18 protein-coding genes are annotated in these 17,372 nt (G+C 71.0%); 4 read left to right on the top strand and 14 right to left on the bottom strand.

Annotated features, from left to right (window positions below; genetic code table 11):
* Nucleotides 1-33 precede the first annotated feature (33 nt).
* Nucleotides 34-2,307 carry an MMPL family transporter gene (locus ASC56_RS29720; protein WP_055494660.1) on the bottom strand — a complete coding sequence of 758 codons (2,274 nt, stop codon included), beginning with the start codon at nucleotides 2,305-2,307 and terminating at the stop codon, nucleotides 34-36.
* Nucleotides 2,308-2,587: 280 nt separating this feature from the next.
* On the opposite strand from ASC56_RS29720, the gene ASC56_RS29715 reads away from it, so the two are divergent.
* From ASC56_RS29715 to ASC56_RS29700, 4 genes are all read left to right on the top strand, one after another.
* Nucleotides 2,588-3,136, top strand: a complete 549-nt coding sequence (locus ASC56_RS29715; protein WP_055494659.1) for a DUF1697 domain-containing protein — start codon at nucleotides 2,588-2,590, stop codon at nucleotides 3,134-3,136.
* A 142-nt stretch (nucleotides 3,137-3,278) separates the two neighbouring features.
* Nucleotides 3,279-4,337 carry a ketopantoate reductase family protein gene (locus tag ASC56_RS29710; RefSeq protein ID WP_055494658.1) on the top strand — a complete coding sequence of 353 codons (1,059 nt, stop codon included), beginning with the start codon at nucleotides 3,279-3,281 and terminating at the stop codon, nucleotides 4,335-4,337.
* Nucleotides 4,338-4,346: 9 nt separating this feature from the next.
* Entirely contained in the window at nucleotides 4,347-4,955 is a 609-nt protein-coding gene (locus tag ASC56_RS29705; protein ID WP_055494657.1) for a TIGR03086 family metal-binding protein, read from the top strand.
* 55 nt (nucleotides 4,956-5,010) lie between these two features.
* Nucleotides 5,011-5,628 (top strand): DsbA family protein, encoded by a 618-nt coding sequence (locus tag ASC56_RS29700; RefSeq protein ID WP_055494767.1) that lies wholly within the window; start codon nucleotides 5,011-5,013, stop codon nucleotides 5,626-5,628.
* A gap of 87 nt (nucleotides 5,629-5,715) precedes the next feature.
* On the opposite strand, the gene ASC56_RS29695 is transcribed toward ASC56_RS29700, so the two are convergent.
* The 13 genes from ASC56_RS29695 to ASC56_RS29635 all read right to left on the bottom strand — a co-directional run bounded on the left by ASC56_RS29695 (nucleotide 5,716) and on the right by ASC56_RS29635 (nucleotide 17,312).
* On the bottom strand, nucleotides 5,716-6,465 hold the full coding sequence (locus ASC56_RS29695; protein WP_055494656.1) for a sirohydrochlorin chelatase: 750 nt from the start codon (nucleotides 6,463-6,465) through the stop codon (nucleotides 5,716-5,718).
* A 6-nt stretch (nucleotides 6,466-6,471) separates the two neighbouring features.
* Nucleotides 6,472-7,356, bottom strand: a complete 885-nt coding sequence (locus tag ASC56_RS29690; protein ID WP_055494655.1) for an ABC transporter permease — start codon at nucleotides 7,354-7,356, stop codon at nucleotides 6,472-6,474.
* Nucleotides 7,343-8,122, bottom strand: a complete 780-nt coding sequence (locus tag ASC56_RS29685; protein WP_055494654.1) for an ABC transporter ATP-binding protein — start codon at nucleotides 8,120-8,122, stop codon at nucleotides 7,343-7,345. Before ASC56_RS29685 ends, ASC56_RS29690 begins: the two co-directional genes overlap by 14 nt.
* A 35-nt stretch (nucleotides 8,123-8,157) precedes the next feature.
* Nucleotides 8,158-9,306 carry an ABC transporter substrate-binding protein gene (locus tag ASC56_RS29680; RefSeq protein WP_055494653.1) on the bottom strand — a complete coding sequence of 383 codons (1,149 nt, stop codon included), beginning with the start codon at nucleotides 9,304-9,306 and terminating at the stop codon, nucleotides 8,158-8,160.
* 232 nt (nucleotides 9,307-9,538) lie between these two features.
* On the bottom strand, nucleotides 9,539-10,864 hold the full coding sequence (locus ASC56_RS29670) for a sulfate adenylyltransferase subunit 1 (protein WP_055494651.1): 1,326 nt from the start codon (nucleotides 10,862-10,864) through the stop codon (nucleotides 9,539-9,541).
* 2 nt (nucleotides 10,865-10,866) lie between these two features.
* Nucleotides 10,867-11,802: a sulfate adenylyltransferase subunit CysD gene (cysD, locus tag ASC56_RS29665; RefSeq protein ID WP_055494650.1), complete on the bottom strand. Its 936-nt coding sequence runs from the start codon at nucleotides 11,800-11,802 to the stop codon at nucleotides 10,867-10,869.
* On the bottom strand, nucleotides 11,799-12,335 hold the full coding sequence (gene cysC, locus ASC56_RS29660) for an adenylyl-sulfate kinase (RefSeq protein ID WP_055494649.1): 537 nt from the start codon (nucleotides 12,333-12,335) through the stop codon (nucleotides 11,799-11,801). Before cysC ends, cysD begins: the two co-directional genes overlap by 4 nt.
* Nucleotides 12,336-12,361: 26 nt before the next feature.
* A complete protein-coding gene (locus ASC56_RS29655; protein ID WP_055494648.1) occupies nucleotides 12,362-13,072 on the bottom strand; it encodes a phosphoadenylyl-sulfate reductase in 711 nt (236 codons plus the stop codon).
* The gene (locus ASC56_RS29650; protein ID WP_055494647.1) at nucleotides 13,069-13,248 is read right to left on the bottom strand and encodes a hypothetical protein; all 180 of its coding nucleotides are present in this window, start codon (nucleotides 13,246-13,248) and stop codon (nucleotides 13,069-13,071) included. Before ASC56_RS29650 ends, ASC56_RS29655 begins: the two co-directional genes overlap by 4 nt.
* Nucleotides 13,245-14,936: a nitrite/sulfite reductase gene (locus ASC56_RS29645; protein WP_055494646.1), complete on the bottom strand. Its 1,692-nt coding sequence runs from the start codon at nucleotides 14,934-14,936 to the stop codon at nucleotides 13,245-13,247. Before ASC56_RS29645 ends, ASC56_RS29650 begins: the two co-directional genes overlap by 4 nt.
* A 122-nt stretch (nucleotides 14,937-15,058) precedes the next feature.
* A complete protein-coding gene (locus ASC56_RS43225) occupies nucleotides 15,059-15,142 on the bottom strand; it encodes a putative leader peptide (protein WP_309486338.1) in 84 nt (27 codons plus the stop codon).
* A gap of 127 nt (nucleotides 15,143-15,269) precedes the next feature.
* A complete protein-coding gene (locus tag ASC56_RS29640) occupies nucleotides 15,270-15,842 on the bottom strand; it encodes a GNAT family N-acetyltransferase (RefSeq protein WP_055494645.1) in 573 nt (190 codons plus the stop codon).
* Nucleotides 15,843-15,923: 81 nt separating this feature from the next.
* A complete protein-coding gene (locus ASC56_RS29635; protein WP_055494644.1) occupies nucleotides 15,924-17,312 on the bottom strand; it encodes a hypothetical protein in 1,389 nt (462 codons plus the stop codon).
* Between the last annotated feature and the right edge of the window lie 60 nt (nucleotides 17,313-17,372).

The raw sequence follows: 17,372 nt of genomic DNA, 5'->3' as shown, positions 1-17,372 counted from the left end.
CCCCCGGCCCCGTGCCTCTTCCGCGGCGGAAGGTCAGACCCCGGCCCTCTCCGCCTCGACCGCGGGCGGCGGAGGCGTCGCCACCGGGGCCGACTCGTCGTGGGTGAGGTCGGGCAGGCGGTGCAGCCACTTCGGCAGGTACCAGTTGTGCTCGCCGAGCAGCGCCATCACCGCCGGGAGCAGGACGCCCCGGATGACCGTGGCGTCGATGAGCACCGCGGCGGCGAGGCCCACGCCCATCTGCTTCATGGACTGCATGGACAGCGTGCCGAAGATCGCGAAGACGGCGACCATGATGACCGCGGCACTGGTGACGACGCCCGCCGTGGTCACCACACCATGGGTGATCGCGTCCTTCGTCGAGCGGCCCCGCAGACGCGCCTCACGGATCCGGGAGACCACGAACACGTGGTAGTCCATGGAGAGCCCGAACAGGATGACGAACAGGAACAGCGGCAGCCAGCTGATGATGGCCCCCACACCCTGGGCACCCACCAGCGAGGCGCCCCAGCCGTGCTGGAAGACGGCGACCAGGATGCCGTAGGCCGCGCCGACCGACAGCAGGTTCAGCACGATCGAGGTGATCGCCACGGTCAGCGACCGGAACGACAGGAGCATCAGCAGGAAGGCGAAGACCACGACGAAGGCGAAGACCGGGACCACCGAACCGACGAGCTGGTCGTTGAAGTCGTGCGAGCCCGCGACCTGCCCGGTGATCGGCGCCTGCACGCCGTCGACCTTGCCGAGCGTGTCCGGCCGGACCGTGTCGCGCAGCAGTTCCAGGCTCTTGCCCGCCTTGTCCAGGTCGGAGCCGCCGACCAGCGGTACGGAGATCACGGCCACGTTCTGCGCGTCGTGCAGCTTGATGTCGACGGGTCCGCGCGAGGCGCCCGAACTGATCGCCCGCGTACGGAAGTCGGCGAGGGCGGCCTTCACGTCGGCGGCGTTGATGTCCTTCGCCCGGACGACGACCGCGGCCGGTTCGGTGCCTCCGGGGAAGGCGTTGTTGACCCGGTTGTAGGTGGCCACGATGGGCAGCTTGTCGCCGAACTCCTGGTCCAGGGTGAGGTTCTGGGTCTTCATGCCCAGCGCGGGTGCCGCGACCGCCAGCAGGGCACCGGCCGCCACCACCAGGGAGACGGCGGGCTTGGCGAGGACGACCTCGAGGACGGCACCCCACAGCCGACTGCCCTCCTGCGCGGAACGGCCGCGCCGGGCGTTGCGCGCGCGCCTCTTGTCCGGGTGCAGGAACGGGAGGCGCCCCTTCTCGACCCGCTCGCCCAGCAGCGACAGCAGCGCGGGCAGCACGGTCACCGAGCCGACCATGGCGACCGCCACGACCATCAGCGAGGCCAGACCCATCGCCTCGAAGGTGGCGAGACCGGTGAAGAGCATGCCCGCCATCGCGACGCACACGGTGACACCCGAGACGATGACGGCACGCCCGCTGGTCGCGGCCGCGATGCGCAGCGCGGTGCCCGGGTCCTGCCCGGCCGCCCGCTCCTCGCGTTCTCGCCGCAGATAGAACAGGCAGTAGTCGACGCCGACGGCCAGACCCACCAGCAGCATCACGGAGTTGGCGGTGTCGTTCATCGGCTGCAGATGGCTGACGATGCCCATCAGACCCATCGTGGCCATGATCGCGGTGACCGCCAGCGCGACCGGCAGCAGTGCCGCGACCAGCGCGCCGAACGCGATCAGCAGGATGCCGAGCGCCACCGGCACCGCGGAGTACTCGGCCTGCTTGAAGTCGTCGCCGAACGCGTCGGAGAACGTCTTCTGCATGCTGGCGCCGCCGATCTCCTCGATCCGCAGTTCCCCATGCTCCTTCTGGACCCCGGCGACGGCGTTCAGGACGGGCTCGACACGGCTGCCCGCGGTGTCGGCGTCGCCGCGCATGGCGAACTGCACGAGGGCACTGTGACCGTCCCGGGAGATGGTCCTGGTGTCGTACGGCGAGGTCACGTCCGTCACCCGGCCGGTGCCTTCGACGGCCCGTACGACCGCGGTGACGGCGGCGCGGAACCGCGGGTCCGTGGCGGTGGTGCGGCCGTCCCTGGCCTGGATCAGGACGGTCTCGGCGGCCGGCTGCTTGATCCCGGCGTCCTCGATGATCTTGGCGGCCGTGCGGGTCTCGCCCTTGAGCTCCTGGCTGTTCTTGATGTCGACCCGGCCGGCCGCCGAGCCGATGGCCATGGCCAGGACGACGAACAGCACCCAGACGCCGACGGCAGCCCATCGGTGCCGGGCGCTCCAGCCGCCGGCCCGGGCGGCGATGCCCCGCACCCGCGTATCTCCATTCCCCATGACGGGCTGCCCCCTCTTGTGCGGGTGACGGCCCCCTGCCGCCACCGTTCGCTTCGAAGGTAGGCGTGGCGTAAGAGCGACTCGTCGTGCTCGTCGGTGAACCGCGAACGGTCCGGCTCATCCCCACGGACTCCATCGCCTCACCATCTGGGAGGACCGTGACCCCTTACACCTACCGGGGTTCCCGGCGGCCGGGATCAGGGTCCGCGGCCGCCGGATGCCGTCTGCGTGCCGTGGCCGCGGTCCCCACCGGGCACTGCGGCCGCTCTATGGTGTGTGGATGACGACGACGTACGCGGCGCTGCTGCGCGGCATCAACGTGGGCGGCAGCAGGAAGCTGCCCATGGCAGACCTGCGCACGCTCCTGACCGGGCTGGGCCACACCGGGGCGGCCACCTATCTGCAGAGCGGCAACGCGGTCTTCACGGCCGACCACGGCGACGAGGAGTCTTTGGCGGCGGAGCTGTCCGAGGCGATCGAGAAGCACGTCGGCTTCCCCGTCGACGTGCTCGTTCGTGACCACGCGTATCTCAGGGCCGTACGCGAGGCCTGCCCGTTCCCGGCCGGTGAACTGGAGGGCAGACAGCTGCACGTCACGTACTTCTCGAAGCCCGTGGACGCCGAGCGGTTCGCGGAGATCGACCCGGCCGCTTACCTGCCGGAGGAGTTCCGGCTGGGCGACCGCGCGCTCTACCTCTACGCACCCGACGGACTCGGCCGGTCCAAGCTGGCCGAACACCTCTCCAGGCCCCGGCTGAGCGGGGGCGTGATCGCCACCACCCGCAACTGGAACACGGTCGTCAAACTGGAGGAGCTGACCGGTGCCTGAGCGCGGCCTTCCACCGGGGGACGCCGTTCAGCCACGAGGCCTGGTGATCCACCGAGGCACGCGCCCCCAGGAGCAGGGCCGATCCGGGTGACCGCGATCCCGCTCCGGTGCGGTCGCCCGCGGCTGTGCGAGGCTCGTCGGCATGCGCTACATCATCATCGGAGCAGGGGCGGTCGGCGGTGCGATCGGCGCGCGGCTGGCCGGGGCGGGGCACGAGGTGGTCCTGGTCGCGCGGGGCGCGCAGTACGCGGCGCTGCGGGAGGGAGGACTGCGCTTCCGCGCCCCGGACGGCGAGCACACCCACCGGCTGCCTGTGGTCGACGGGCCGGAGGCACTGGGCGCGTTGCGCGGGGACGACGTGCTCGTGCTGGCCGTCAAGACACAGGACAGCGAGGCCGCGCTGGAGGCCTGGGGGCCGGTGGCGGTGGCGGGCGGCGCTACGGCCGGCGAGCGGCTGCCGGTGGTCTGCGCGCAGAACGGGGTCGAGAGCCAGCGGCTCGCCCTGCGCCACTTCCGCCGCGTGTACGGCGTCTGTGTGTGGCTGCCCGCCACGTTCGTCGAACCGGGCGTCGTCTCCGCGGCCGGCACCCCGCTCACCGGCATCCTGCACATCGGCCGCCATCCGCACGGCACCGACGAGACCGCCCGCCGGATCGCCGCCGACCTGGCAACGGCGCGGTTCGAGGCGCCGGTCGTGCCGGACGTGGCGCGCTGGCAGTACGCCAAGCTGCTGGCCAACCTCGCCAACGCCGTCGAGGCGGTCAGTGGACCGATCGCCGACGACGAGGCGCGGCGGCTGTACGCACGGGTGCGTGCCGAGGGCGAGGCGGTGCTCGGGGCCGCCGGGATCCCGTACACGAGCGAGCGGGAGCAGAAGGAGGTCCGCGGCGGCAGGATCCGTCTGGTGCCCCTCGACGGGGCCGAGCGCGGCGGCGGTTCCTCCTGGCAGTCCCTCACCCGTGGCACGGGCACGATCGAGGCCGACTACCTCAACGGCGAGATCGTCCTGCTGGGCCGTCTGCACGGCGTACCGACCCCGCTGAACGAGCTGCTGCAACGGCTCGCCAACGCGTTCGCCCGGGAGGGAAGGGCGCCCGGCTCACTGCCGGTCGCGGAGCTGGTGCGGCTCGCGGACGAGGCGGTGGCGGCCGCCGAGGGGTCCGTCGCGTTTGTTCAAGAGGATCCCCCCGGCCGTTCCTAGCGTTGAGGCATGAGCGATCCGTACGAGAACGTGCACCCCTACCTGGTCGAATGCGCCGCCGAAGCCGCCCGGGTGGCCCGTGGCGTCAGGGCGGAGCGACTGCCCGCACCCACCCACTGTCCCCCCTGGGACGTCCGCACCCTGGTGAACCACTGGGTCCTCTACACCTCGCACGGCCTGGAGCACCGCGCCCTGCGCAAGCCGCTGTCCGAGGAGCTGACCGCGCGTGACTTCACCGCGGACCCCGGCTGGGCGCAGGCGTACGCCGATCAGCTCGACCGCGCCGTGGCCGCCTGGGACGACCCCGCCGTCTGGGAGGGCGAGGTCGACCTGGGCATGGCGACGATGCCTGCCGACGAGCTGGCGCGGGTGATCGTCAAGGAGATGGCCGTCCACGGCTGGGACGTGGCGACGGCCACCGGCCAGGAGTACCGGATCTCGGAGGGCGCGGCCCGGCTGGTCCTGGATGTGGTCGAGACCCATGGCGACCTCTACCGCCAGTACGACGGCTTCGCCGATCCGATCGCCGTCCCGGACGACGCACCTGTGTTCGAGCGGGCGCTGGCGGCGAGCGGACGTGATCCGCGGCAGGGCGCGGCAGGCGAAGTGGAGCACTGAGACAGTCACCGATTGGGTCAAGACCGTGTTCCATTCGGTGACTAGCGTGGGCGGCATGCCGAACACCTCTCCCATCCGGGTCGACTTCTACTTCGACCCGGCGTGCCCCTTCGCCTGGATCACCTCCCGCTGGCTGCTGGAGGTCGAGCGCGCGCGTCCGCTCGACCTCCGCTTCCACGCGATGAGCCTGTACCTGCACAACATCGGCAACGAACTCCCGCAGTGGTACCGGACGTTGGTCGACAAGTCGATCGGCCCGGTGCGGGTCGCGGTGGCCGCTGGCGAGCGGCACGGGGAGAAGGTGCTCCGGGACCTCTACACCGCCTTCGGCACCCGGATCCACGAGCGCAAGGCGGGGGACTTCGACGCCGTGATCGCCGAGTCGCTCGCCGAACTCGGCCTCCCGGCCGACCTCGCCGCTGTCGCGCACGACCCGTCCTACGACGACGCGGTGCGCCGCAGCCACGAGGCCGGCGTCGAGCCCGAGTCGGGCGGCTATGTGGGTACGCCCACCGTCCATGTCGATGGAACGGTGTGGTTCGGTCCAGTACTGCGGGCCGTCCCGCGCGGCGGCGAGGCGGCCGAACTCTTCGACAGCTTCCGGGTCCTGGCCAGCCACCCCGACTTCTTCGAGCTCAAGCGGACCCGTACGGGAGGCTTGTCCTTCGACTGAATCATGGCCAGACAGCGGAACGTTGCTCCGATGAATGAGCCGACAGGTGGGCGAAAGGGGCTGACGGCGAGCACCACGGCCTGACCGTCACGCACCGAGCGCCGTGAGCAGCGGCAACCGGGCCTGGTCATAGCGTTCCACCACGACCCGCGCCACCTCCGGCGCAGGTCCCAGGACCTCCGCCAGGACGTCCGCTTCGGCGGCGCCCCGCGCGATGCGGTCCGGCAGGAAGCCGGGAGCCAGCACGTACGGTGCCACGGCCACCCGGGCGCAGCCGGCCGCCCGCAACTCGCGCACCGCGTCCTCGGTGCGGGGAAGGGATGCGGAGGCGAACGCAGGCCGCACGGCGCACCAACCGGTGTGCCGCCACTCCCGCGCGATATCAGCGATCACTGCGATCGCCTCCGGGTCCGTGGACCCCGCCGAGGCCAGCACGACCCCGGTCGAGGACTTGTCGGCGGGGGTCAGCCCCGCCTCGTACAACCGCCGCTCCAGGGCGGCCCACAGGAGCGGTGAGGGGCCCAGCACGTCCGCCTGCCGGATCCGCAGCCGTGGCGGCGCCTCGCGCAGGACCGCCGGGATGTCCGCCTTCGCGTGGAAGGCCCGGGTCAGCAGGAGGGGGAGGGCCACCACGTCCCGTACTCCCTCCGCCGCCAGGGACTCCAGCACCCCGTGCACGGACGGCACGTTGAAGTCCAGGAAGCCGATCTCCACCCGGGGCCCGGGCCGCAGCGACCGCACCCGCCGCACGAGGGCGTGGACGGTGGCGGCATGCCGCGGATCGCGGCTGCCGTGGGCGATGACGAGCAGGACGGGGTCAACCGGCTTCTGGGGCATGGGACATCAGCCCTTGACGAGGAGACCGCGGCTGCGCAGCACCCACCGCTCCAGCGGGCTGAAGATCAGCAGGTCGATGGCGATGCCGACGATCAGGATGAGCAGGATGGCCTCGAAGACCATGGCCATGTCGCTGGCGTTGCGGCCGTTCTCCAGCAACTGGCCGAGGCCGACACCGAGGTCCGGGAAGGACGCGATGATCTCCGCGGCCATCAGCGAGCGCCACGCGAACGCCCAGCCCTGCTTCAGGCCCGCGACATAGCCGGGCAGCGCGGCCGGCAGCACGATGTGCCAGGTGCCCTTCAGGCCCGTCGCCCCCATCGTCCGGCCCGCCCGCAGGAACAGCGGCGGCACCTGGTCGACCCCGGAAACCAGCCCGTTGGCGATCGACGGCACCGCGCCGAGCAGGATCACCGCGTACATCATCGAGTTGTTCAGACCCAGCCAGATCACGGCCGGCGGCACCCAGGCCACCGACGGCAGCGACTGCAGTCCGGACAGGATCGGGTGCAGCGCCGCGCGCACGAACCGCACCCGGGCCACCAGCAGACCCAGCGGGGTCCCGATGCCCAGGGCGAACAGGAAGCCCAGCAGACCGCGCGAGACGCTGGTCCAGATGTAGCCGAGCAACTCGCCCCTCAGCCACGCGTCCCGTACCGCGTGCCACACCGCGGACGGCGCGGGCAGCTTGGTGGGATCGGTGACGATCTTGAGCGATATCAGGCCCTGCCAGACCACGAGGACCACCGCGATCGCGATCACGGGCGGCAGGATCTTGCTCACCAATGTCTGCCGGAACGGCGGACGGCGCACGGCCGCTGCCTCCAGCGCGTCGAGGCCCGCCTCTACGCTTGCGGCGTCCTGCGCCGTCTTCGTCTCAGTGCTGGCCATGGCGCCGGATCTCCCCCCGCAGTACTTCGGTGATCTCGATGGACAGTTCCGCCACCGGCGCGTCCTCGATGCGGCGCGGCTGCGGAATGCCGACCGTCCACTCACGGGCCACGCGACCCGGGCGTGAGGACAGCAGGACCACGCGCTGCGCGAGCCGCACCGCCTCGCGCACGTTGTGCGTGACGAACAGGACGGACAGCCCCGTCTCCTGCCAGATCCGGGTCAGCTCGTCGTGCAGCACATCCCGGGTGATGGCGTCGAGAGCCGCGAACGGCTCGTCCATCAGCAGCAGGCTGCTCTCCTGCGCCAGTGCCCGGGCCAGCGCCACGCGCTGCCGCATACCGCCGGACAGCTCGTGCACGCGCTTGCCGTACGCGCCCTTCAGCCGGACAAGTTCGAGCAGTTCCTCGGCCTTGCCGCGCCGCTCGGACTTGGCAAGCCCCCGGAGCCTGAGGGCGAGTTCGATGTTCTTGCCCGCGGTCAGCCACGGGAACAGGGCGTGCTCCTGGAACATGAGGGCCGGGCGGCCGTCCGTCGTGATGGAGCCGGCGCTGGGCCTGTCCAGGCCCGCCACCAGGTTCAGCAGTGTGGACTTGCCGCAGCCCGAGGCCCCCAGGAGGGTGACGAACTCGCCCGGTGCGACATCGAGGCTGATGTCGTCCAGGACGAGCTGCTGCCCTCCCGGTCCCGCGAAGGACTTCGAGACATGCTCAAGGCGAGCCGCGTGCTGGACCGACTCGTCGGCCTTGGCGAGGGTCGTGGCCATGGTCGTCACCTCCTGGGAACTCGTCGTGGGTTCGGTCAGCCGGCGCCGAGACCGGCGTCGTCGACCGTGCTCTCGCCCGCTGCCTTGAGGACCTTGTTGAGGATCGTGAGGTCGTAGATGCCCTTGAGGTCGGGCTGCTTCAGCAGACCCGCCTTGACCGCGTGCTGCGCCTCGGTGTTCAGGGTGGAAGCCAGCGGGTCGTTGGTGAGCTGGATCGACTTCCACGCCGGGTCCAGGACCTTCACCGGCAGCGCCTTGCCGGAGTCCGCCGCCAGCTGCTTGTTCGCCGCGGCCTTCGCCGCGTCGGAATTGGCGTTGATCCACTTGTTGGTCTCGACCGAGGCCTTCAGCACCGCCTCGACAGCCTTCGGGTGCGCCTTGAGGAAGTTCTGCGACACGATGATGTTCGTGATCACGAACTTCTTGTCCGGCCACAGCGACGCTTCGTCCAGCAGCACCTTGCCGCCCTCGGCGACCAGCCTGGAGGCGGTCGGCTCGGGCACCCAGGCGCCGTCGACGGAACCGGTCCTGAAGGCGTCCGGGGTGACCTTGTTGTCGCTGCGGACGACGGTGACGTCACCCTTGCCGCTCTGCGAGTCGACCTTCCAGCCCTGGTCCGCGATCCAGTTGAGGAACGCCACGTCCTGCGTGTTGCCGAGCTGAGGCGTCGCGATCCTCTTGCCCTTGACGTCCTTGAGGGACGTGACCTTCTTCGGGTCGACGACCAGCTTCACGCCGCCCGACGCCGAACCGGCGACGATCCGCAGGTTCTTGCCGTCGGACTTGGTGTAGCCGTTGATCGCCGGGGACGGGCCGATCCAGCCGATGTCGATCGAGCCGGAGTTGAGCGCCTCGATCTCGGAGGGGCCGGCGTTGAAGGTCGCGTACTGGGCCTTGGTGGCGCCGAGCTCCTTCTGGAAGATGCCCTGTTCACGGCCGACGAGCGCGGTCGCGTGGGTGAGGTTGCCGAAGTAGCCGATCTTCACGGAGTCAAGACCGTCGATCTTCTTGGACCCGGCGGCGACGTTCTGGTTGGACGTGTCGTCCTTGGCCTGGGACCCGTAGCCGCAGGCGGCGAGCGTCAGCAGGGGCAGTGCGACGGCCACGGCGAGGCCGCGGCGCAGGAGGGAGCCGGGGGCGCCCTCGTTCGGGCGAAGCCGAGAAGGGGGAAGGTTGGCAGGCACGGGAGGCGTTCCTCTCGTTGGCCCGGCGGTCACGTTCCTTCAGGTCGTGGCCGGGAGGTCGGCAGGTCTTCGTCGCAACCGGGACGTCGGGTGGGGGGACAGGGCGCGCGAGCGGTGCGCGTACGTCATCCCGCACATCGCGCCACTCCGCCCTGCCCGCTCCCGAGGGCGCCGCTGCCGACGCGGCCGCCCTCCTTCGCGAACGTCGAGTAGAAGTCGGTCGTCCTCATGCTCAGAAGTCCCAACCGTCGTCGGCCTCGTCCTTGACGGGCTCCGGCGAGGCGAACGACTCGCCGACCATGCCCGCGGTGAGTGTGGTGCCGTCCGCCGGGTCGATCAGGATGAAGGAGCCGGTGCGGCGCGAGTCGGCGTAGGAGTCGACCGGCAGCGGCTCGGCGGTACGGATCTTCACTCGGCCGATGTCGTTGGCGACGAGCTGTCCCGGGTGCGGGTGCAGGGACAGGTCGTCGAGCGTGAGACGGGACGGGATGTCCTTGACGATCGCCTTGACCGTGCGGGTGCCGTGCTTGAGCAGCACGCGGTGGCCGACGGTCAGCGGCTGGTCGGCGACATGGCAGACGGTCGCCTCCACGTCCTGCGTGGTGGCCGGCGCGTCCTTGCTCGGCACGATCAGGTCCCCGCGCGAGACGTCGATGTCGTCCTCCAGCAGGACGGTCACCGACTGCGTCGTCCACGCCACGGAGACCGGCTTGCCCAGCAGGTCGATGCCGGAGATCTTCGTCGTACGGCCGGAGGGCAGCACGGTGACCGGGTCGCCGACGCGGAAGGTACCCGCCGCGATCTGGCCCGCGTAGCCCCGGTAGTCCGGGTGCTCGGCGGTCCCCGGCCGGATCACGTACTGCACGGGCAGCCGGGCGTGGCAGTGCGCCAGGTCGTGGCTGACCGGGACGGTCTCCAGGTGCTCCAGGACGGTCGGGCCGCCGTACCAGTCCATGTTCGCGGACGGCTCCACCACGTTGTCGCCGGCGAGCGCCGAGATCGGGATCGCCGTGACCTCCGGGACGCCCAGCTCGAGCGCGTACGCCGTGAACTCCTCGGCGATCGCGGCGAACACGGACTCCTGGTGGTCGACCAGGTCCATCTTGTTGACGGCGAGGACCACGTGGGGCACCCGGAGCAGGGCGGCGATCGCGGCGTGGCGGCGGGTCTGCTCGACGACGCCGTTGCGGGCGTCGACCAGGATCACCGTCAGCTCGGCCGTGGAGGCACCCGTCACCATGTTGCGGGTGTACTGCACATGGCCGGGCGTGTCGGCCAGGATGAACCGGCGGCGCGGTGTGGCGAAGTAGCGGTAGGCCACGTCGATGGTGATGCCCTGCTCGCGCTCGGCGCGCAGGCCGTCCGTCAGCAGCGCGAGGTCCGGGCCCTCCTGGCCGCGGCTCGCCGAGACGCGCTCGACGGCCTCCAGCTGGTCCGCCAGGACCGACTTGGAGTCGTGCAGGAGCCGTCCGACGAGCGTGGACTTGCCGTCGTCGACCGAACCGGCGGTGGCGAACCGCAGGAGGGTGGTGGCGGAGAGCTCCGTCGTGGTGGTCATGGCTAGAAGTACCCCTCGCGCTTGCGGTCCTCCATGGCGGCCTCGGACAGCTTGTCGTCCGCACGCGTCGCGCCCCGCTCGGTCAGCCGGGACGCGGCGATCTCCGCGATCACCTGCTCGAGGGTCACGGCGTCCGAGTCGACGGCGCCGGTGCAGGACATGTCGCCGACCGTGCGGTAGCGCACGAGCCGCTTCTCGACACTCTCCCCGTCCTTCGGCCCGCCCCACTCGCCGGCGGTCAGCCACATGCCGCCCCGCTGGAAGACCTCGCGGTCGTGCGCGAAGTAGATCTCCGGCAGCTCGATGCCCTCGCGGGCGATGTACTGCCAGACGTCGAGCTCGGTCCAGTTGGACAGGGGGAAGACACGGACGTGCTCGCCCGGTGCGTGCCGGCCGTTGTACAGGTTCCACAGCTCGGGCCGCTGGCGGCGCGGGTCCCACTGGGAGAACTCGTCGCGCAGGGAGAACACCCGCTCCTTGGCGCGGGCCTTCTCCTCGTCGCGGCGCCCGCCGCCGAACACGGCGTCGAACCGCTCCGACTGGATCTTCTCGGTGAGCGGAAGGGTCTGGAGGGGGTTGCGGGTGCCGTCGGGGCGTTCCTTGAGCACACCCCGGTCGATGTAGTCCTGGACCGAGGCCACATGGAGGCGCAGCCCATGTGCGGCCACCACGCGGTCCCGGTACTCAAGGACCTCGGGGAAGTTGTGTCCGGTGTCCACATGCAGCAGCGAGAAGGGGATCGCCGCGGGGGCGAACGCCTTCAGCGCGAGGTGCAGCATGACGATGGAGTCCTTGCCACCGGAGAACAGGATCACCGGCCGCTCGAACTCGCCCGCCACCTCACGGAAGATGTGCACCGCCTCGGACTCGAGCGCATCGAGGTGCGAGAGGGCGTACGGGCTGTCCGTGTCCTCCTGGACGGAAGCGACGGTCGTCATGCCAATCCCCTCTCGCTGAGCAGGGCGTGGAGCGAGGCCGCGGACTCCGGCACGGTCTGGTGCTGCGACTCGATGCGCAGGTCCGGCGCCTCGGGCTCCTCGTACGGGTCGTCGACCCCGGTGAGCCCCTTCAGCTCGCCCGCGGCCTGCTTGGCGTACAGACCCTTCACATCGCGTACCGAGCACACCTCGACCGGGGTCGCCACGTGCACCTCGACGTACGGGGTCCCGTTCTCCTCGTGCCGCTTGCGCACCGCCTCGCGGCTGTCGGTGTACGGCGCGACCACCGGGACGAGTGCCTTGACACCGTTGCGGGCGAGCAGCTCGGCCAGGTAGCCGATGCGCTGGACGTTGGTGTGCCGGTCCTCGCGGCTGAAGCCCAGGCCCGCCGAGATGAACTCGCGGATCTCGTCCCCGTCGAGGACCTCGACGCGGTGTCCTTCCGCGCGCAGCCGGCCGGCCAGCTCCAGGGCGATGGTGGTCTTGCCGGCGCTGGGCAGACCCGTGAGCCAGACGGTGGCTCCGGTCGTCACGTGTGTCTCCTGAGTGTGTGTCATGGTCAGCCGTGCAGCCCGCACTCGGTCTTCGCGCGCCCCGCCCAGCGGCCGGCCCGCGCGTCCTCGCCCGCCAGGACCCGCCGGGTGCAGGGGGCGCAGCCCACGGAGGCGTAGCCGTCCATCAGCAGCGGGTTGGTCAGCACGCCGTGCTCGGCGACGTAGGCGTCCACGTCGTCCTGGCTCCAGCGGGCGATGGGCGAGATCTTGACCTTGCGCCGCTTGTCGTCCCAGCCGACGACCGGGGTGTGGGCCCGGGTGGGGGACTCGTCGCGGCGCAGTCCGGTCGCCCAGGCGTCGTAGCCCCGCAGGCCCTCTTCCAGGGGCTGGACCTTGCGGAGCCTGCAGCACAGGTCGGGGTCGCGCTCGTGCAGGCGGGGGCCGTACCGGGCGTCCTGTTCGGCGACCGTCCGGCGGGGGGTGAGGGTGATGACGTTGACGTCCATCACGGCCTCGACCGCGTCGCGGGTGCCGGTGGTCTCCGGGAAGTGGTAGCCGGTGTCCAGGAACACCACGTCCACGCCGGGCATCGCCCGGGAGGCGAGGTGGGCGACCACCGCGTCCTCCATCGAGGAGGTCACACACCAGCGCCTGCCGAACGTGTCGGCCGCCCACCGGAGGATCTCCAGCGCGGAGGCGTCCTCCAGATCACGGCCCGCCCGCTCGGCGAGCGCCTTGAGATCGTCGGTGCTGCGCTCTTCCTGAGTGGTCGTCATATCTCGTCCCCTCCGCTGTCGGCTCGCTGCAGCCCCCGGGCGAGCAGCCCGAGGAACTTCAGCTGGAAGGCTCGATTGCAGGCTCCGCATTCCCACGCTCCGTGGCCCTGCTCGCTGGGACGCAGGTCCTCGTCGCCACAGTAGGGGCAGTAGAAGGGGGCCGCTCGCTCGCTCACGACAGGGCCTCCTCGGAGGCCCGGGCGGCCCAGACGGCGAACCGCTCGCCCTCTTCGCGCTCCGCCTGGAACCGCCTGAGGACGCGCTCGACGTAGTCCGGCAGCTCCTGCGAGGTGACCTTCAGGCCGCGGACCTTGCGGCCGAAGCCGGCCTCCAGGCCGAGCGCGCCGCCCAGGTGCACCTGGAAGCCCTCGACCTGCTCGCCCTTGTCGTTGAGGACCAGCTGGCCCTTGAGACCGATGTCCGCGACCTGGATACGGGCGCAGGCGTTCGGGCAGCCGTTGATGTTGATGGTGATCGGCTCGTCGAAGTCCGGGATACGGCGCTCCAGTTCGTCGATCAGCGAGGAGCCGCGCGCCTTGGTCTCGACGATGGCGAGCTTGCAGTACTCGATGCCGGTGCAGGCCATCGTGCCGCGCCGGAAGGGGGAGGGCCTGGCGGTGAGGTCCAGTGCCTCCAGGCCTTCCACGAGGGAGTCGACCATGGACTCCGCCACGTCCAGCACGATCATCTTCTGCTCGACGGTCGTACGCACCCGGCCCGAGCCGTGCGCCTCGGCCAGCTCGGCGATCTTCGTGAGCGTCGCACCGTCCACGCGGCCCACGCGCGGCGCGAAGCCGACGTAGAAGCGGCCGTCCTGCTGGCGGTGCACGCCGACGTGGTCGCGCCAGCGCTCCACCGGCTGCGCGGGCGCCGGGCCGTCGACCAGCTTGCGTCCCAGGTACTCGTCCTCCAGGACCTGGCGGAACTTCTCCGCGCCCCAGTCGGCGACCAGGAACTTCAGCCGGGCGCGGGTGCGCAGACGACGGTAGCCGTAGTCGCGGAAGATCGAGATGACGCCCTCGTGGACGTCCGGGACCTCCTCCAGCGGCACCCAGGTGCCGAGCCGGACCCCGATCTTCGGGTTCGTGGACAGGCCGCCGCCGACCCACAGGTCGAAACCGGGGCCGTGCTCGGGGTGGTGGACGCCGACGAAGGCGACGTCGTTGATCTCGTGCGCCACGTCCAGCAGCGGCGAGCCGGAGATCGCGGTCTTGAACTTGCGCGGCAGGTTCGAGTACGCCTTGTTGCCGATGACCCGGCGGTGGATCTCCTCGATGGCCGGGGTGCCGTCGATGATCTCGTCCTCGGCGATGCCGGCGACGGGCGAGCCGAGGATGACGCGGGGCGTGTCACCGCAGGCCTCGGTGGTGGACAGCCCGACGGCCTCCAGACGGTTCCAGATCTCGGGTACGTCCTCGATCCGGATCCAGTGGTACTGGACGTTCTGCCGGTCCGTGATGTCGGCGGTGCCGCGCGCGAACTCCTGGGAGATCTCGCCGATGACGCGCAGCTGCTCTGTGGTCAGGCGGCCGCCGTCGATGCGGACGCGCATCATGAAGTAGCGGTCGTCCAGCTCCTCCGGCTCCAGGATCGCGGTCTTGCCGCCGTCGATCCCGGGCTTGCGCTGGGTGTACAGGCCCCACCAGCGCATCCGGCCACGCAGGTCGTTGGGGTCGATGGAGTCGAAGCCCCGCTTGGAGTAGATCGTCTCAATGCGTGTCCGCACATTGAGACCGTCGTCGTCCTTCTTGAACTGTTCGTTGCCGTTGAGCGGGGTGAAGTGGCCCACGGCCCACTGACCCTCGCCACGGTGACGGCTCACCCTGCGGCGGGGCGTGGCGGGATTCTGCGGGGAGGCAGCCATGGTGGATACGTCCTTCGGGACAGTCAGGAAGCGACTCTGACCTGCGCACGCGGGCACGCGACGAGACGTGCGCATCCTTGCGCAAGGGCGGAAACGGGGAAACCGGTGCTGGCTGGAGGCTCTCAGCTCGCCGGACAGATGGCGCTGGACATGCGGCCGAGGTCGACGTGCCGCCGACTCACCAAGGCAATTCCAGTTCCAGACATGACGGAAGCGTGTCACGGCGATCTGGACACAGTCCAGCTTCGTCCATCATGCGGACATCCTTGTCCCGGAATGCGGAACAGAGGTGTCCTCGGTCACATGGCCCGTACGGGGACTTGTCAACGCCGGTCAGGCCGGGTAAGCCCCAGGCCAGGGGCCCGGTGTGGCGATCTCCGGCTCCTCCTCGACCTTGGTCTCGAACAGCTGGAAACCGCGCCGCTGGTAGTTGGCCATCGCGTGTTCGCCGTCCTTGCTGCAGGTATGCAGCCACACCCGCTTGGTGGGGGTCAGGCCCGGCCATCGGTCGGCGAGGTCCCAGGCGCGGGCGGTGCCGTACGACAGCAGGTGACCGCCGATCCGCCGGCCACGGAAGGCGGGTATGAGCCCGAAGTAGGCGATCTCCACGACTCCCTCGTCGGCCGGATCGAGCTCCACGTATCCGGCCGGGGTGCCCCGGTCGTGGGCGACCCAGATCTCCACCCCCGGCCGGGCCAGGTACTCCCGCCACCGTGCGTACGTCCAGCCCAGCCGGTCGGTCCAGCGGATGTCCCCGCCGACCGACGCGTACAGGAAGCGGCCGAACTCGGGCGACGGCACCTCCGCGCGGACGACACGGACATCGCCCTCGGGTGCCGTCGCGGGGCGCAGGTCGGTCGGGGACGTCTGCTCCAGGGACCAGGTGGTCACGGTGAGGGTAGTCATGCGGCCAGGGAATCATGGGGCCGCGCGGCACCACAAAGGTGCCCCGACGCCGTCGGCCGGGCACGGACGCGATCGCCGCGGCTACTCCAGCGCGTCGTCCACCGCGTTCAGCGGCACCGCGTACAGCACCCGGCCCCCCGCCGGTCCGGCCGCCCGTGCCCCGTCGCCGCTCGCGGCGCCCTCCGTCAGCGTCCACAGCTCGCCCGTCTCCCGCCAGTACGACAGGGACGCGGTGTGCCGTCCCCAGCACGCCTGGGTCTCGTCGGCCGCGCACGTGGCCGCCTTCGCTCCGGAGGTGGTCTGCCGCCAGAGCGTGCCGTGTCGGCCGTCGACGGTGGGGGCGTGGTCGACGTACCAGTCGGTCTCCGCCGCGCCGCTCCGCCGGTGCGAGAGGACGCCCTGCACCCCGGACGCCTCCGTCTCGTACGCCTCGCTCGCCCGGACGTCGCCGCGCGCGTCCGTGGCGAGCAGTCCGCCGCGGCCGGGCACGGTGCTGAACACGTAGCGCCATACGCGGGCAGGACGGCCGGTGTCGCCGGGGTGGAACCACTCGCTCGCCACCAGGCTGTCCGGGGTCGAGGTGCGGTCCAGCGAGAGGGCGGAGAAGCAGGGGGCCGCGCGGTCGTCGGCGGCCGAACAACTGCCGCCGGACAGACGGTAGGAACCGACCGTCGGCAGCACGTACTGGTAGCCGTGTGCGGCGTAGCCGCCCGGCACCCGGCCGATCGCGGTGCTGTCCACGTTGGCCTTCAGAAGGCGGTGCAGGTCGAAGACCAGCAGGGAGTCGCGGGCGGTGACGAACAGCTTGTCCTGGTACCAGACCATACCGGACAGACCGCTGCGGACGGCGGCGAAGTTGGTGCCGCCGGAGCTCGGGGCGACGAGCAGGATCCAGCGGTAGGCGAGACGGCCCGGGTCGTTGGCGTCGATGAAGGCGATCCTCGCGAGGCCCCGGTCGGCGGCCGGGGCGCCGGTGCCGCGGTCGTCGTGGGTCCAGCCGGACAGGACGACCCGGTCGGAGCCCCAGCGGCCGCCGTTGTCGGCGTCCCCCGAGGTGGTGACGGACCGGGGCAGCCACTCGGTGGTCGTGGCGTCGCCGCGCTCCCAGCAGTACGCGCGCGTGGCCGCCGGTTTCACCGGCAGCGCGGCCGTCTCGGCGGCGTCGCACGCGGACCGGTCGCGCATGGTGTGGTCGGCGGACGCGAGGACGTCCTGGACCCGCACGGTGCCGCCCATCGCCCGGCTGAGCGTGTCCAGGGTGCCGCGGTCGATGAGGTTCTCGTGGAGGCGGAGCTTCGTGGTCTCGGCCACGGCGGTGACCCGGGACAGACCGCCGGGGTTGTCCCCGCCCGCGGCCTGCGAGGTGCTGATCAGCGTGGCGGCGGCGGTGAGCGCCAGCGCGGTCCCGGCCAGCGTGGCCCGCAGCGCACGACCTCTACGCCTGCGACGGTGCCTGCCACGGTGCTTCATACAACCTCCCGGCGGGGGCCAACTGCTCCTCGTGATCCTGACGTTGACCGGGGGAGCGGT

It is taken from the genome of Streptomyces sp. TP-A0356 (assembly GCF_001417775.1).
Taxonomy (GTDB): Bacteria; Actinomycetota; Actinomycetes; order Streptomycetales; family Streptomycetaceae; genus Streptomyces.
Note: the sequence above shows the minus strand (reverse complement) of the source record. Positions and strands in the feature narration are given on the sequence as shown.